This is a genomic window from Cysteiniphilum marinum (assembly GCF_014857925.1).
In the GTDB taxonomy this organism is placed as follows: Bacteria; Pseudomonadota; Gammaproteobacteria; order Francisellales; family Francisellaceae; genus Caedibacter; species Caedibacter marinus.
Window position 1 is genome coordinate 15,843 of the sequence record NZ_JACYVZ010000008.1, and the last position, 17,004, is coordinate 32,846.

General features: G+C 37.1%; 13 protein-coding genes. 7 read left to right on the plus strand and 6 right to left on the minus strand.

Annotated elements, in window-relative coordinates:
* Positions 1-172: 172 nt before the first annotated feature.
* Together IE867_RS05940 and xerD are read left to right on the plus strand one after the other, a co-directional pair.
* Positions 173-919, plus strand: coding sequence for an AAA family ATPase (locus IE867_RS05940; protein WP_192483853.1), 747 nt, complete (start codon positions 173-175; stop codon positions 917-919).
* Positions 920-960: 41 nt separating this feature from the next.
* Positions 961-1,848: a site-specific tyrosine recombinase XerD gene (gene xerD / locus IE867_RS05945; RefSeq protein WP_192483854.1), complete on the plus strand. Its 888-nt coding sequence runs from the start codon at positions 961-963 to the stop codon at positions 1,846-1,848.
* 265 nt (positions 1,849-2,113) lie between these two features.
* On the opposite strand, the gene IE867_RS05950 is transcribed toward xerD, so the two are convergent.
* The 6 genes from IE867_RS05950 to IE867_RS05975 form a co-directional block, all read right to left on the minus strand.
* Positions 2,114-2,593 carry a hypothetical protein gene (locus tag IE867_RS05950; RefSeq protein ID WP_192483855.1) on the minus strand — a complete coding sequence of 160 codons (480 nt, stop codon included), beginning with the start codon at positions 2,591-2,593 and terminating at the stop codon, positions 2,114-2,116.
* Positions 2,594-2,660: 67 nt separating this feature from the next.
* Complete coding sequence (locus tag IE867_RS05955) at positions 2,661-3,374, minus strand: UDP-2,3-diacylglucosamine diphosphatase (RefSeq protein WP_192483856.1); 714 nt, start codon at positions 3,372-3,374, stop codon at positions 2,661-2,663.
* 224 nt (positions 3,375-3,598) lie between these two features.
* Positions 3,599-5,338: an N-acetylglucosamine-specific PTS transporter subunit IIBC gene (nagE, locus tag IE867_RS05960; RefSeq protein ID WP_192483857.1), complete on the minus strand. Its 1,740-nt coding sequence runs from the start codon at positions 5,336-5,338 to the stop codon at positions 3,599-3,601.
* A complete protein-coding gene (gene ptsP, locus IE867_RS05965; RefSeq protein ID WP_192483858.1) occupies positions 5,338-7,848 on the minus strand; it encodes a phosphoenolpyruvate--protein phosphotransferase in 2,511 nt (836 codons plus the stop codon). Before ptsP ends, nagE begins: the two co-directional genes overlap by 1 nt.
* A 210-nt stretch (positions 7,849-8,058) precedes the next feature.
* Positions 8,059-9,369 carry a sensor histidine kinase gene (locus IE867_RS05970; RefSeq protein WP_192483859.1) on the minus strand — a complete coding sequence of 437 codons (1,311 nt, stop codon included), beginning with the start codon at positions 9,367-9,369 and terminating at the stop codon, positions 8,059-8,061.
* Positions 9,370-9,476: 107 nt separating this feature from the next.
* Positions 9,477-10,256, minus strand: a complete 780-nt coding sequence (locus tag IE867_RS05975) for a sulfite exporter TauE/SafE family protein (RefSeq protein WP_192483860.1) — start codon at positions 10,254-10,256, stop codon at positions 9,477-9,479.
* A 142-nt stretch (positions 10,257-10,398) separates the two neighbouring features.
* Between IE867_RS05975 and IE867_RS05980 the strand changes: the two genes are divergently transcribed.
* From IE867_RS05980 to rhuM, 5 genes are all read left to right on the plus strand, one after another.
* A complete protein-coding gene (locus tag IE867_RS05980) occupies positions 10,399-12,324 on the plus strand; it encodes a lytic transglycosylase domain-containing protein (RefSeq protein WP_192483861.1) in 1,926 nt (641 codons plus the stop codon).
* 202 nt (positions 12,325-12,526) lie between these two features.
* Complete coding sequence (locus IE867_RS05985) at positions 12,527-14,494, plus strand: type I restriction-modification system subunit M (protein WP_192483862.1); 1,968 nt, start codon at positions 12,527-12,529, stop codon at positions 14,492-14,494.
* Positions 14,494-15,102, plus strand: a complete 609-nt coding sequence (locus IE867_RS05990; protein WP_192483863.1) for a DUF6933 domain-containing protein — start codon at positions 14,494-14,496, stop codon at positions 15,100-15,102. Before IE867_RS05985 ends, IE867_RS05990 begins: the two co-directional genes overlap by 1 nt.
* Positions 15,099-16,409, plus strand: a complete 1,311-nt coding sequence (locus tag IE867_RS05995; RefSeq protein ID WP_192483864.1) for a restriction endonuclease subunit S — start codon at positions 15,099-15,101, stop codon at positions 16,407-16,409. The genes IE867_RS05990 and IE867_RS05995 overlap by 4 nt, the downstream gene beginning before the upstream one ends.
* On the plus strand, positions 16,409-16,987 hold the full coding sequence (gene rhuM / locus IE867_RS06000) for a RhuM family protein (protein ID WP_192483865.1): 579 nt from the start codon (positions 16,409-16,411) through the stop codon (positions 16,985-16,987). The genes IE867_RS05995 and rhuM overlap by 1 nt, the downstream gene beginning before the upstream one ends.
* Positions 16,988-17,004 lie beyond the last annotated feature (17 nt).

Consider the following 17,004-nt stretch of genomic DNA (forward strand, 5'->3'; position numbering starts at 1 on the left):
TTAAATGAACCTTTCAATTTTTTATTAAAGTAAGTTTTCCTCATATTATAAAAGTTTTTCATTATTATATTTTTTGATCCAAAATATTGGTTAACGTTGTCTGAAATATTGATTAAAATAGTTTTAATGTACTTAGATAATTTCAGAGTTTTGAGTGATCTCAAAGGATAATATGAAAAATGGTTATTTAACGCGAATGAAAGTTAGTGGGTTTAAATCTATTGCTGATTTAGACAGTTTAGAGCTTGGAAGTTTAAATATTTTAATTGGTGCTAATGGCGCAGGAAAGAGTAACTTTATTCAAATTTTTCGTATGCTGATGTCAATGAGTGAGGGCAGCTTTACGTCATTTATTAGTAGTCGTGGCAGAGCTGATAACTTTCTTTATAATGGTCCAAAAATTACAGAAAGAATAAAAGTTTCTTTTGAATTTCAGTCAACAAACAATATGGAAGCGAGAAATTACTATGCTCTTGAATTAGTGCCAACAGTAGAAGAGGATTTTCTAATTGAAGAAAGTAGAGCATTTCAAAAGAACCCTTCCATAGGTTTTGAATTTGAGACTGACGAAATGGATTCAAAGCTGCATGCAGAAAATATAGGATGGTCATGGCCATCAAAGGATACATGGCACAGCTATGGACTACCCAGTAGAGAGAGCAGAATTTCTGAGTTAAAAAGTGAGAGGTCTGCAGATGGCAAATATAATGGCATTGGATATTTTGTGCATCGTTCGATATCTAACTGGGTTGTATATCACTTTCATGATACAAGTGCTAACTCACCAATGCGTCGATCAGATATTGTTGAGAATAATAAGAAACTTTATGGTAATGCAAAAAATATCGCATCATTTTTATTAAATTTAAGAAATCACTCTCATGATTCTTATATGGAAATTCTTAATGCTATTAGATAATGAGTGGCTTGAAAGTATAGAAAATTTAATTGCTGTTAAAAATGCGTGATTACTCCGAAATCATTAATCAATTTATCGATGATATCTGGCTAAGTGAAGGCTTAAGCCAAAATACCTTATCCTCTTATAAAACCGATTTGAATCATCTGCTTAAATTCTATCAAACGCATGATGTAGTTAATCTGAAACTTTCAGAGCTACAAGTCTTTTTAGCCAAGCGTTTAAATGAGGGCTATAGCGCCCGATCTAATGCACGAATGATTTCGACCTTGCATAAATTTTACGGGTGGTGTTACGCGCAGCAAAAGATCACCATAGATCCAACACAGAAGTTAATATTACCCAAATTACCCAAAAGTCTACCTAAAGATCTATCTGAAGAAGATGTTGAGAAATTGCTAGATGCACCTGATTTAACAACAGATATCGGCATTCGCGATAAGGCGCTATTAGAGCTTATTTATGCCACGGGTTTGCGTGTCAGTGAATTAGTTAATTTAACTTTGGATGATGTTAATTTACGCCAAGGTGTTGTGCGTGTAATGGGTAAAGGCTCAAAAGAGCGTTTGGTACCAACCGGTGAATATGCTTTGGAGTATTTACATAAATATATTAATGAAGTACGTGATGGTTGGCTACAGGGTTTAAAGATTGATAAATTATTTGTATCGCATCATCGAAAAGGTATTACCCGTCAGACGTTCTGGCACCGTATTAAGTTTTATGCTGATCTTGTCGGTATCAAAAAAGAGATTTCACCGCATACCTTGCGTCATGCGTTTGCAACACATTTACTAACCCACGGGGCTGATTTGCGCTCAGTGCAAATGCTTCTGGGGCATAGTAGTGTCTCAACGACGACGATTTATACGCATATCTCGCAAGTGCGATTAATGAATTTATATAAAGAACATCACCCGCGTGCTTAACTTGTTTAAATAATTGGGAAGAAGAAAAGTAGCATGTATGGACTGCAGTTAATATTTGCTCAAAAACACGTACCCTGAGCATCAGACGAAGTGGGCACGTTTGGAGGTAAGGTGCTTAGTAATGATAGAGAAATAAGTTGTGTTATTGTTTCACCTCGCCCCTTGTGGGATTGCTCGTGCAGCATAAGCTGCGCGGGTGAGGGGGAATTGTAAAGGCTTCGACTTACGCTCAGCCAACGCTTATGTAGTAGAGAACAAGTGTTTATTAAACTTCGTTTGTATTAAGGTTTGATGGTTCAAGTAATTTACGCACTTTAACAATCTTAACCCAATAGATAATATAGATCACCATGCAAGCCACAGATGCAAATGGCGATATGATTGGGATAAAGGTAACAATGGGTAATATCACCAAAGCTAGCCCCAAGATAAATAAAGTATCACCTCGTAGTTTAATGGTCATATCTTGATACTTTTTAAGCGCATTGCCAACACCAAAGGGTAAGACGATCCACTGGAAAATATAACCGACGACTGGAATAAGAAAAAGCCAAGCAAACCATGGCTTGGTGACTTGCTTATCCTTATCGATGATTTTCAGCAGTTTATAAACGCTCCATGAAAAGGCAATCGAGAAAATATAGAAAACAACGATCATAATAAGTAGCGCAATGCCCATGCCTAAAATGGCGTGTGGGTCGCTTGATAAAGTGGTGGTTTGGGTGGTAATGCTTTCCTGACTCATCGTATGTTAGCTCCATATGTTTGTAAATAGTTATTGCATTGCAAGTATGGCAAAGTCTTGCTATTTTTCAAATTGCATCTAGCTTTAAAAGCTTAATATTTTCATTATGATCGATATGAATATAACTTCCTGTAGTAAACCAGTCACCTAAAACATAGCGTGTATAGTTTTTTTCATGGTGGGTATTAAACAAGTGGGTATGCCCATGAATTAATAACTTATTGTCACCTAAATATCGTTTTATGCCTTTTGGCGTTACATCAATTATTTTGTATTTTTTGTTTTTCTGTTTGCTTTTAGTGCGAATTTTTTGTGCGATGCGTTGGCGTGTTTTTGCTGATAGGGACAGATAAAGTTTTTTAACCAATGGATTGCGGACAATATAGCGAAACATTTGATAGCTTTTATCATCAGTACATAATAAATCACCATGCATGAGTACGATGTCTTGATGTTTTAATTGCAAAAGATACGGATCGTTAATAAGGGTTACCTTTGATTTTTGTGCAAAGGTTTTGCCAATTAAAAAGTCACGATTACCATGCATGAAATAAATCGTTAAACCTTTCTCATGCGCATCAAGAAGTGCCTTGATAATACCTTCTTGCATGTGGCTTATTACATCATCACCAACCCAGTAATCAAAAAAATCACCCAAGATAAAAAGGGAATTGCCTTCGTGGCTAATGTTGTTTAAAAACGTCTTAAACAAATCAATAGTTTGTGGCCGTGATTCATTTAAATGCAAGTCAGCAATAATGTAGTAATTCGTTATCATCATAAAGCGAAAGCTTAGTCATACATAAATCATAAATGTTCTTGAGTCACTTGGTAAGTGCTTTTTTAGATTTACATTATTTTTTGTTTCGAAACTTTGAAAAAGATGTATACCCACCACAAACCATTTTACAGAATTGCTTGCTTTGCATTTTGCATACTTTTGACAAGCTATCTTGCAACTAGATGCTGCACAATGATCTGCGATGAGTATATAGAAAATAAAAATTAAGAAATATGATTTGAAATTGCGTTTAACCCATTGAGCAGCATTTCAGGGGATTGCATTACCAATAGCTGTACTGACTGTTTATCTAAGGTAATACAACCATCAATGCCAAGCGCAAATAAGGTACTTGAGCTGACCTTATCAGTCGTTTTAAGCTCGATATTAAGGCGCGTTAATGAACACATGCTGACATTAACAATATTATCATTGCCACCCAGTGCGTTAACAATAGCATCGATGTCATAGTACTTGGTGTCTTCGGTCACTGTTTTTACGGTTTTTGAAGTTGTTTCGGTGTGATTGCCTAGTATATCTTGGGATATGCTTATAAATGATATATCAGCAGAATGAGGTAACGCTTCATTCATCTCACCTGCGATTAAATCCGCCTCAGGTCCTAGGATCACTTGAACGGTTTTACTGTCAGGCACAACAATGCCGCGCGCACCAAGTTTTTTAAGCAATGCTTGATTGATATTACTACTGTCTTTAACTTGTAAGCGTAAGCGCGTTGTGCACGCATCGATATTATCTAAGTTGTTTTTCCCACCTAAAGCACCAATAAAGTTAAGCGCACGTGACTCAGTCAACTGTGGAGCTTCCTTTTCATCTTCTTCAACCACTTCATCGACCTCGCGACCAATCGTTAGCAGGTTAAACTTCTTAATAAAGAAACTAAATAAGAAGTAATAAACAACAGCAGTCACCGCACCCACAGGCAGCAATAACCACGGATGTGTATCCATCTTAAAGAAAAGCACATAGTCAATGAGTCCTGCTGAAAAGGTAAAGCCAAGTTTGACACCTAGTACATACATTACGACCATTGAAATACCAGTAAGTAGGGCATGTATTAGATATAAAACGGGTGCCAAAAACATAAAGCTATATTCAATCGGCTCAGTCACTCCAGTTAAAAAAGCAGTTAAGGCGATAGAAAATAACATACCAGCAACAGCCTTTTGCTTGTGGCTATGGGCATGGCGATACATTGCAAAACAAGCTGCAGGTAAGCCAAACATCATAATGGGGAAGAAACCTGCCATAAACGCACCTGCTGTTGGGTCACCTGCCATAAAGCGTGCAATATCACCATGAACAACACCCGCGGCGCCATGAAATGAACCAAATTGAAACCACACGAGATTGTTTAAGATATGATGTAAACCAAACATCAATAAAATACGGTTAAAAAAACCATATAAAAACAAACCAATCGAGCCTGAACCAATTAACCAATTACCAAAGGCATTGATACCGTCTTGAATTGGTGGCCAAATAAACCCAAAGAGAAAGCCCAGTAATACCGCAGTAAGTCCTGTAATAATCGGCACAAAGCGTTTACCGCCAAAAAATGCAAGGTATTCGGGGAGTTTGATTTCATAAAAGCGGTTATAAAGCATACCAGCAATAATACCGATAACAATACCTCCAAGCACACCAGTATTAACGCCGGTATCAATGGTATTGATAACACTGTTCATAATAAAGAAGCCAACGACTGCAGCAAGGGCAGCAGCACCATGGTTCTTCTTAGCAAAGCCCAAGGCTACACCCACAGCAAATAAAAGTGGTAAGTGAGCAAAGATCGCATTACCAGCATCAGCAATGGCTTTGATGTTGAGTAGATCGGGTTGTCCAAATCGCAGTAAAATACCAGCAACAGGTAATACTGCAATTGGCAGCATTAAAGCGCGACCAAGTTGTTGCAAATTTTGAAAGTTAAATTTCTTAGCCATTAGTTTTCCCCCTCATTGAAACTAATTTGTTGACGCACAAGTGCTCTTACAGCTTCAGCTGAGTCGAGTTTCAAAGCGTGTTGTGCTAGCTTTTGGCAATCAGTCAAGTTAAGTCCACGAATCAACGCTTTGTTCTCAGCAAGCATATTGCTGCGCATTGATAAATGATCAATACCTAGGCCAATAAGTATCGCAAGTGCTTCTTGATCTGCAGCCATTAAGCCACAAATGGACAGCTTAGTATTGTGCTTTTGTGCAGCAACATTGACCATGTTAATGGCATGAATAACCGCCGGATGCAAATGATCAATTTCAGCGGCAAGCACATCATGCTCACGATCCATTGCTAAAAGATATTGTGTCAAATCATTGGTGCCAATTGACATAAAATCAACTTCTTTGGCAAATAGCTCAGCTTGAAAAACAACACTTGGCACTTCAACCATAATGCCCAAGGGCTGTTTTATGCTAATACCAAGTTTCAGACGTTCTTCTTCATAAATGGTTTTGATCTGACGAAACTCAGAAATATTTGTAATCATTGGCAGCATAATATGCGCGTTTGGATTTTGTGTGCGAATGATTGCACGCAATTGTGTGCGTAGAATCTCAGGGTGCTTCAAGCATAAGCGTATGCCGCGAACACCTAAAAAGGGGTTCATCTCATGTGGCATATTTAAATAATCGATTTGTTTGTCGCCACCTGCGTCTAAGGTGCGAATAGTAATAGGTGTATCATTAGTTGCATCTAATACTTCATTATAAATACTTAATTGCTCATCTTCAGTTGGCGCTGATACGCGGTCATAGAAAATAAATTCGCTTCTAAAGAGACCAACACCTTCAGCCCCTGATTGCGCGAAGTTGAGACATCCTTCAGGTGACTTGATATTCATATAACAATGGATCGTATGATCATCCTTTGTTTTAGCTGGTTCTGTTGCTTTAGCGCGTATTACTGCTAAGGCATCATTTAAAGTAGCGATCTTAGCTTGATATTGCGTTATTGTATCAAGATCAGGATTAATAAGGGCATAACCATCCGTTGCATTTAAGATAACATCTTGAGCACAGTGGTTAAATAAACTGCTATCCACTTGGATTAACAAAGGTAGGTTATTGTTATTGGCAATAATCGAAACATGAGAGGTACGTCCGCCTTTAGTTGAAATAAAACCGACAACATTTTGATCTGCCTCTAAAATATCTGATAAGGTAAACTCATCTGCGATAAGAATGGTTGGCTTGGTATAGTGCGTTTTAGTCGGTGCGCTATTAGTCAGTAGATAGAGTACTTGTTTGCGAATATCTTTTAAATCGGCAACACGTTCTTGCAGTAGGGTGTTTTGAGTCTTCTCTAAAATGGTGATTGATTCTAAAATTGCATGATCCCAAGCATATTCTGCTGTTTTGCCTTGAGCTAGAAATTGAGTGACGTTGTTATTAATATTCGCATCATTTAAAAGCTCTATATGTGCGCCAAGCATTGCATGCTTTGCTTTATCATGTGCATAAGTAGTCATTTGTGCTGATAGTTGCTTCTCATGTTTTTCTTTTGCTAATGTAAAGCGCTTAAGCTCTTGTGCTTCTGGTACATTTGTCTCATCGGCATAGTTAAAGCTTTCTTCATTAATCCGCTGCAACTCACCAATAACAAGCCCTTTGGCAGCAGAGATACCAAAGTATTTATTACCGTTAACTTTAGCCTGATTAAGTTCAGATTTTGTCGGTTGTGCTTCGGCTATGTGATCATCGACAAAGTTAACAAGTGCATGTTCTAATGCGCAAGCTGCTTTTTCCGCATCTTCACCGCTGACAGTCAATGTGATTTTGTCATTGAATTGCACATTTAGTCCCATCAAAGCGACAAGACTTTTAACATCAGCACTGATATCACCTTTGTATATCACTGCAGTAGCATCAAATGATTTTAATGTATGTGCTAATAATGCCGCGGGACGTGCATGCAGGCCATGTGGGTTTTTGATAATAATACTACGTGTCACAAAAATCTGCTCTTGTGTCTTTGATAATGGCTTATTACTATCATTATGTGCTGTGCTATCTAAGGTGATGATTGGCATTTGAGCCGAGCATCTTCCTTTTATCTTCAATAAAAGATCATCTTCTTGATAATCAGTGATAATTACCGGTGTAATTAAGGATTTAATCTTTTTACTGATAGTGGTTAAATCAAAGCTAAGTAGTAGTGTGTTGATATCAACCTGATCATTGATTGACACATGTAGATCAATTCCTTGGCCATTAAGGGCAACACTCTCAAGCCCCAAGTGAATCAGTACATCATAGCCTGATTCAGTAGCAATGGTAATGGCGTGCTTGGTCTTAGCTATATTTTTAACAATGCCTGTTACTGGCGAGTAGATGTTTTGATCCAAAGGCTCAATTGCAAAGCCATTGCCAACCATTTTTTGTGCAAATACTGGATCTGGTACTTGATCCAATTCAACAATAAACCCATTAACGGGTGCGTATAATGTTAATCCCATTGTCTATCCCTCACTCTCATTGTTTTATACCCCGTAATTTTACTTGGCTTTGTACTCACTAGAGTTACTAATATTTTACAATGTTTAGCCAAATCAAAAGTAGCTATAAAATACATCTTATGTAGTTTATTTTCAATAAATATGTATTATTTACTGTGATGTATACCATGGGTGTAGTATTAAGTATGGGTGTGAATCCTTTCGTACTGTTTAGCTTTCATTGATTGCTAAACGTATACGGACAAGCAGTCCATTGGGTTGTAAGTTTTTAAAACTAAGCTCTCCGGAATTAAACTCAATAGCCACTCGAGTAATAGCCAGTCCCAATCCATGACCATCAATGTTTTGATGGGCGTCGTGTTGTGCACGTGTAAATGCACAAGCAATATTTTTTAAGTCATTTTCTGAAATGCCAGGACCATTATCTTTAACATCAATGACAATGTGATCATTTTCAATATAAGCATTCAATGTGTAATTAGGTGCATACTTTACCGCGTTATTGATGATATTTAGTAATGCGCGCTTTAATAAATTAGGGTATCCCAAGAAAAAAGTATGTGCTGTTAGCTGATTGTCAAAAGTAAAGTTATAACCACGTTGGCTAAGCTGCTGATATACGTTATCGAGAAATGCGCATAAATCAAAATTCACTTTGGTATTGTTATTACCACGTTCAGCAAAGGCCAAAGAGGAGTCAATGATCATTTGCATCTCATCGATTTCTTGACTTAGGATTGCTTGCGCTTTTTCATTATCAATAATGTATTTTAAGAGTTTTAATTTAGTCAGCGAGTTTTTCATATCATGCGACATTGACGATAACATAATCGTTTTTTCTTGTAACAATAATTGAATTTGCTGTTTAAGGATGAATACATCTTTATTGAGATATTTTGGTAATTTATTGGTTTGTCTATCAGCAGTTGCTGAGTTTAATAATAATTTAGGCAGAACAAAGCGCGCCAAGTACCACATGAAAAATAGTAAAAGAATAATCGCAATGCTAATACTAATACTGCTACTTAAAAGATAAGGCAAGTCATCATCAGGGTTTAAAAAAACATAAAAAGTAATAATCTTATGTTCTTTATCATCGTTAATTGGGCTGGTAATAAATAATTCATGATGCCTCAATAAATCAGAATGCATTTGATCAAATAATTCATTGCTTACAAAGGTACTCTTTACTTCATAGGCGCCAGCAACTTTTTGAAAGATAATATTAAATTGATTGAGCTGTGTACTTCGGTCGACTTTCGTTTGAAAGTAGACAAAACGTGGCTCAACATTAGCTTGCGTTAAAAATTGATTACGAATGCGCAGTAAACTAAACAGCGAGTTTTGTACTAATGAATCCTCATATTTTGAGTGATAATGTAGGTGAATTGCGGTAATAAATAAGCTATTGAGAATGACTAGAATCAGCATAATGCTAATGAGTTTTGGAAAGCTAATATAATTCTTTAGAAAAAGTGTTGTGAAGTGTTTATTTATCTTTGGTGTGAATTCATTTGGCATGCTTTTTCCATTAATTACATATCAGATCCTTTTGCAGCTTAAGTATAGAGCGCCAAAGCGATAATGCAAAAATAGTAAAATTGAAAAATTGAAAAACGGATTAATGGCTAAGCAAGCATTGAAATCGCAACGATAAACATCATCAAAATAAAAATCTTGCGTAAAAACTGACTCGGAAGAATATGCACAAGCTTAGCACCCGTCAGGCCGCCAATAAGACAAGGGATTAATGCCGAGGCAAAGATGACTAAATTAGCGTAGCCAAAGTTATGCCAACTAATGCCCATTGCCGGAATGCCAAGGCAAATAAGCCAAATGCCAGCAATCGACGAATAGGTAAATACGATCACGGTTGATGTGCCGATGGCTTTTTTAATTTTGATGCCGCATAGTGCGAAAAAGGGCACGGTAAATACCGAGACGCCTGTGAGTGTTGAAATGCCTCCGACAAAGCTTGATAGCGTACGATATAAAGACCGGGGGACGTGGCGTTCAGTGTCTTTTTCTTTATGGAAAAACAACAACCAAATAGCAGCGATTAATACGACAATGGCAAAGGTATACCTTATTTGATCACTGTGAATGATCGAGGCAATAAAGGCGCCGATTAATGCACCTGCTGTCATGAAAATGATACTTTTTTTGTAAAGAGCAGCATCAAAATTTTTGTATTTTACGATTTGCTTATAACTAGCAATGATACCTAAGGGAATTGAACATAGTGAGCCAGTGGCAATGGTCATTTGCATCGCTTGGGGCATGTCGGCATAGAAATGGCTAATAATCCAGAAAATGGCAGGTACTGATAGCAATCCAAAACCACCACCAAAGATGCTGGATAAGCAGCTTGCAAAAAATCCAACTAATGCTGAATATAAGATAATCATATGTGCTGGCGTGTTTATTTGAAGTGGCTTATTGTAGGTTTTTTTTACCTAAAGTAATACAAAGGTGACTGCAATTATTGAGTTTATGCCATATTTTTTATTAATATGAATCGCTGTTATGGTTCTTAAGGTATGTAAATAGATGCAATTTAGAAAATTAATGTTATTAACTTCATCGATGCTGATATCATTGTCCAGTGTTGCAATGAATAAAACAGATTTAGCTAATTTCAATAAAGCGGAAAGCCTGCTTCAGGCGAAAAATTATAAAGACTACTATCAAGTCAAGGCAAAGCTTACTAAAACACCGTTATATCCCTTTTTGCAATATCAAGAAATCTCTGTTGACCCTGATGAGTTTAAAAAAGAAACTATCGACGCTTATTTAAAGCAAAATCAAGGCAGCTTCTGGGCAAGTCAATTGAAAAAAGATTTGGCAAACTTCTATCTGAAGCAAAAAGATTGGCAGAAGTTTTTAGATTATTATGACAATAACTTGGGCTTTACGGGTAAGTGTTATGCTGTTGTTGCCGAGTATAACGTTGGTGATAAAGAAAAAGCGATTAATGATTTTACTACTCTGTGGCTATCGCGTGCTAATTTGCCCCGAGCTTGTGATGACTTTGAATCTACTTGGGAAAGTAAAGCTGATTTAAGTGAGCGTCAAATTAGGCTCAAAGCCTATGCGCTAGCTTCTTCAGGTCGTGTTAAAGAGGCTCTGAAATGGATTGATAAAACAACGAATAAAGAACTTCAAGGCTTCTATGAATTATGGTTAAAGGCTACACAAAACCCTAAAAAATACATGGATGATTGGACGGTTCAATACCATCATATTAATGGTTTCTCATCAGCTGTTATCAGTGTCATGGCGAACTTATCGGCTAAAGATACACATTATGCTGAAGATTTTTGGCTTGCCTTTAAACAGAAGCATCTGCTCGATAATAAAACGATTAACCTAATCAATGCGGAAATTGCGATTGATTATGCCAGAGCGCACAACAAAAAAGCGATTCAATGGCTAAAGGATATCGAAAATGAATATGCCACAAGCTTATTATGGCAGTGGCGTTTACGTACGGCAATATACTGGAATGATTATAGAGAGTATTTAAATTGGTATAACAAGTTACCGCAATCGCTTAAATCAAAGGATGATTGGCGTTATTGGCAGGCGAAAAGTTATCAAGCCTTAAAGCAAGATGACAAAGCCAAACCAATTTTAACAGCGCTGGCAAAAGAGACGAGTTATTATGGTTTTTTAGCCGCCGATGATTTAGATTTATCATATGCATTAAATAATAAACCTGTTAAGGTGGATCAAAAAACCGTAGACGAGATGGCAAATAATCAGACGGTTTTGCAGATCTTTGATTTATACCAGATTAAAGAATATGGTTTATCGTTTGCCTTATGGCGCTTTAGTCGAAATGGCTTCACCAGCGAGGAGCAATTAGCCATTGCCAAGCTTGCCGCGCAACAAAGGATTTATCAGATATCAACCAGTGCCTATGCTAATGCGGGAAATTGGAACAATCTAGCAGGTTTATATCCGCTGGCATTTTGGTCGGATGTGCAAAAGGCAGGTAAAGAGTTTCATATCAAACCAGAGGTGATCATATCAATGATGCGTCAAGAATCTGCTTTTCGTGTGCATGGTGTATCTTCGGCAAGTGCCACAGGGCTTATGCAGCTTTTACCAACGACAGCGGCATTTCTAGCAAAAAAATATCGTATGAGCTATGAGGATGATGATTTATACAAACCTAATAAAGTGATTATGTTAGGGGCTGCTAATTTAAACTTTATGGATCAATTGTTTAACAATAATTTGATTATCGGTATGGCAGCATATAACGCAGGGCAAGGTAATGCAGCAAACTGGTTACCAGCACAACAACTAGATGCAGATCAATGGATTGAAATCATTCCCTTTGGCGAGACGCGCAAATACGTTAAGAATATCTTGCGCAATATGGTGGTCTATAATCAGGCGATATTAGGTAATAAGAAGTTTCGATTAGCGCAGGTAATGCAACCAATATCACAAAAAGATAAAACTTAAAAATAGGATGCTTAAACCGTTGCCTAATTCCCATCTTTTCAAGAGGGGTGGCAGCCGTAGGCTGACGGGGTGTTTATAAAGCCATAGTTTTTCTAAAGTGCGTAACTTCAGTTTATAACAGTTCTTATGGTCGGTAACATTCTTGATTTTGACCTGCTTTACTGCTAGATTCACGATCATTTATGATTATAGACACTAAAGCATGAACACTAAAAATTTATCCTCACTAATATGGTCTGTTGCAGATTTATTGCGCGGTGATTATAAACGCTCTGATTTTGGCAAGGTGATTTTGCCCTTTACAGTTTTAGCACGTGTTGAGGCAGTTCTTGCGCCAACACGGCAAGAGGTGATCAATGAATACAATAAACACAAAGATTTAGGCATTTCACTAGATAGGATATTAAATTCTAAATCACAAAACACGTTTTATAACACATCAGAATATACACTAACTAAACTGAAAGCTGATGCGGATAACTTAAGCGCAAATCTTATGACTTACCTTGATTCTTTTAGTGACAATATCAAGGATATTTTCAATCGATTTAAGTTTCTAGATCAGATACATTACCTAGATGAAGCAAACTTGCTTTATAAGGTTATTGAGCGCTTTACAAGAGAGGATTGCGACTTAAGTCCTCAAGCGGTTTCAAATTATGAAATGGGTAACTTATTTGAGGAGTTGATTCGCAAGTTTGCTGAGGAGTCTAACGAGACCGCAGGGGAGCATTTCACCCCTAGAGACATTGTGCGCTTGGCTACGTCTTTAGTATTTAGTGCGGATAATGCAATCTTAACGGATCAAGGTGTGGTGCGTTCACTCTATGATCCAACCGTAGGCACTGGTGGTTTTTTAACATCCGCCAGTGAGTATATCGCAGAGCTTAACCCTAATGCACATTTAAAAACTTATGGGCAAGAGTTAAATCCCGAGTCATTTGCTATTTGTAAGGCAGATATTTTAATCAAAGGTGAAGATGCGGATAATATTAGATTTGGCAATACCTTAAGTGATGATCAACTTCAATCTAAAAAGTTTGATTATATGCTTTCAAATCCGCCCTTTGGTGTCGAATGGAAGAAGGTTGAAAAGGCAGTCAAAAATGAACATAAGAAGCTAGGATATAACGGGCGTTTTGGCGCAGGATTGCCACGAGTTAGTGATGGTTCATTACTATTCTTAATGCACCTTATTTCAAAAATGCGTCCTGTAACAGAAGGTGGAAGTCGCATTGGCATTATTCTTAATGGCTCACCATTGTTTACAGGTGGGGCTGGATCTGGTGAGTCTGAAATCAGGCGTTATGTGCTTGAAAACGACTTGTTGGAAGCCATTATTGCTTTGCCAACGGATATGTTTTTTAACACAGGCATTTCTACTTATATCTGGATATTAAGCAATAAAAAATCACCTAAGCGCAAAGGCAAAGTGCAACTGATTAATGCCACAGATAAAGACAGTCCCATGCGTAAGTCACTGGGATCGAAACGTAAATACTTAGATGAAGATGCTATTGCTGAGATTGTTCAAGCGTATGGCAACTTTGAACAAACTAAGACAAGTAAATTATTTGATTATACTGAGTTCGGTTTTAGACGGGTCACTATCGAGCGACCATTAAAGCTTGCCTTTTACCCGAAAGACGAGAATAACCTCAATGCGCTTAAAGAGGATAAAGCATTTTTGAAGCTTAAAGATGAGCAGCAGCAAGAAATACTGAATGCCTTAAGCAATTGCAAAGATGAGTATTTATCAAAAGATAAATTTACAAAAGACTTAAATGCTCTAAAGGTCAAAGTGACCGCAGCACAGTTTAAGCTATTGCAAAAACATCTAGCTAAGATAGATGATGATGCAGAAGTTTGTTTTGACAACAAAGGTAATCCAGAAGCCAATACGGATTTAAGAGATTATGAGAATATCCCACTCAAGCAGGATATATATAATTACTTTGCAAAGGAAGTCAAACCACATGTACCTGACGCTTGGATTGATGAGAGTAAGCGCGATGAAAAGGATGGAAATATTGGCATTGTTGGTTATGAGATTCCCTTTAATCGTCACTTTTACGAGTATAAACCGCCCCGCGCGCTAGAGGAAATTGACGCGGAATTAGATGCAGTAACTAAAGAAATATTAGAACTTTTAGGTGAGGTACATTCATAATGGCACAATTTAGATTAACCGCTAAAATGGCAAGCAGGCTTAAAATAGCCGACTTGCCACAACCGCAAGCGCAGTCTTTGCCTTTTTATGATGATTGGGCAGTTGACTTACTAAAAATCCAACGCAAAGATGTTGCGGTGTTTATGCATATCGATACACGAGTTGTATTAGCTATTCCATTATTTGAAATAGGTGGAGCGAAATATCTCTTTGATTCGCTGCCATTAATAATCGAACGGGAAATTAATGAACTTGAAATACGAGGCTTTGAAGACTATGGTTGTCAGATTCGTGATTATTTTGAGCCGAAGTTAAATAAGCTTACGTTTTGTAAAACAGATAATCGCAGTGTTACCACGCACCTTAATCAATTTAAACAAATTTTAGAGTATGAGTGTTCGCGCCATGGTGAAGTCAGTCAAATGGTCTGTGATAAAACCATGGATTACTGGCAAAGTGCTTTAATTACCAATCCACATACCAAAAAAGGTTATACAAGACCTATTGAACTTTGGCAATCTTATCTTGATGGCGATTGCGTTAATGACGGTGGTAAGGTAAATAATATGGATAATGTGATTCCCTTTCCACAAGGAGACAAGTTGTGAGTGGCAAACTAAAGCCTTATCCACAGTATAAAGAAAGTGGTGTTGAGTGGTTGGGGGAAGTGCCTGAGGGTTGGAATAATGTGTCGCTAAAGCGTTGTCTTCTTATCAATCCTAGAAAGTCAGAAATAGCATCGTATACGAATTTTGATTGTAGTTTTATTCCTATGGAAAAACTGAAAACAGACGTAATTAAACTTGATTTGGTAAAATCAATTAAAGAAGTATATGAAGGATATAATTATTTTCGCGATGGTGATATTTTGATGGCAAAGGTTACCCCTTGCTTTGAGAATAGCAATATAGCTATTGCAAATGATCTATATAATGGTATTGGCTTTGGATCAAGTGAAATTTACACATTGAGACCATTAACTGATGTGTCAACAAGATACTTGTTCTATCGTTTGCAGGAGTCTGTTTTCATGATAATGTCAATTTCAGAAATGACAGGTGTAGGAGGTTTAAAAAGAATTCCTCAAGAGTATGTTGCTAACTACATAGTTTCCTTGCCACCACTTAACGAACAAACCACCATCGCTAAATACCTAGACCAACAAACCGCAAAAATAGATCAACTTATTGAGAATTATCAAAAGCTAATTGCGCTTTCTAAAGAAAAGCGTACAGCTTTAATTACCCATTGTGTGACCAAAGGTTTAGATCCAACGGTTAAAATGAAAGATAGTGGTGTTGAATGGTTAGGAGATGTGCCTGAGCATTGGGAAATCAAAAATGTAAAAAGGTTTTTCAGAATGATTACTGATCCTGCACCTGTAAATAATGATTTAGAATTGCTATCTGTATATACAGACATTGGAGTAAAGCCACGAAAAGATTTAGAGGCTAAAGGCAATAAGGCGACAACTACAGATGGTTATTGGAAAGTAAAAAAAGGTGATCTTATAGTCAATAAACTATTAGCTTGGATGGGAGCTATAGGGAGGTCAAACTATAACGGTGTCACAAGTCCAGCATATGATATTTTGAGACCATGCAAGGATACTGATAGCAATTATTATCATTACTTATTTCGTTCTAATATTGTCCATCAAGAATTTAAAAGATGGTCAAGAGGTATCATGGAAATGAGGCTCAGGCTATATTTTGAGGAGTTAGGCAATCTACCTATGCCTTTTCCACCTAAAGATGAACAGACTAAAATAATCAATGTGATAGAAGAACAAACCATAAAAATAGACCAGACCATTATCAAAGCTGAACAGGCAATTGAACTACTCAAAGAAAAACGCACCGCCTTAATTACCGCGGTAGTTACAGGCAAAGTGGATGTCAGGGAGTGTGTTTGATGTCAGTGGAGAACCAATCACAATTTATTATTTATCAGACTGAGGCAGGTAAAACAAAAATAGAAGTCCGCTTGCACGATGAAACTGTCTGGTTGTCTCAAAAAAACATGGCGGAGCTGTTTCAAGTTACACCTCAAAATATCACTTTACACCTTAAAAATATTTATCAAGAAGAAGAACTTGATCAAAATTCAACTTGTAAGAATTTCTTACAAGTTCAAAATGAGGGCGGAAGAAAAGTGGAGAGAGTTCAAAAACTCTACAACCTAGACGCTATTATATCTGTGGGATATAGAATTAAGTCACATATTGCAACAAGATTTCGTCAGTGGGCAACCAAGCAGCTTAAAGAGTATATTATTAAGGGCTTTGTGTTGTTAGATGATGAGCGTTTGAAAAATCCTGATCAGCCTTTTGATTATTTTGATGAGTTACTCAAACGTATCCAAGATATTCGCACATCTGAAAAGCGCTTTTATCAAAAAATAACGGATATATACGCCACCAGTGTTGATTATGATCCGACACTTGAAACGAGTATCACCTTTTTTAAAACTGTTCAGAATAAATTGCATTGATCAATTACCAAAGGGAA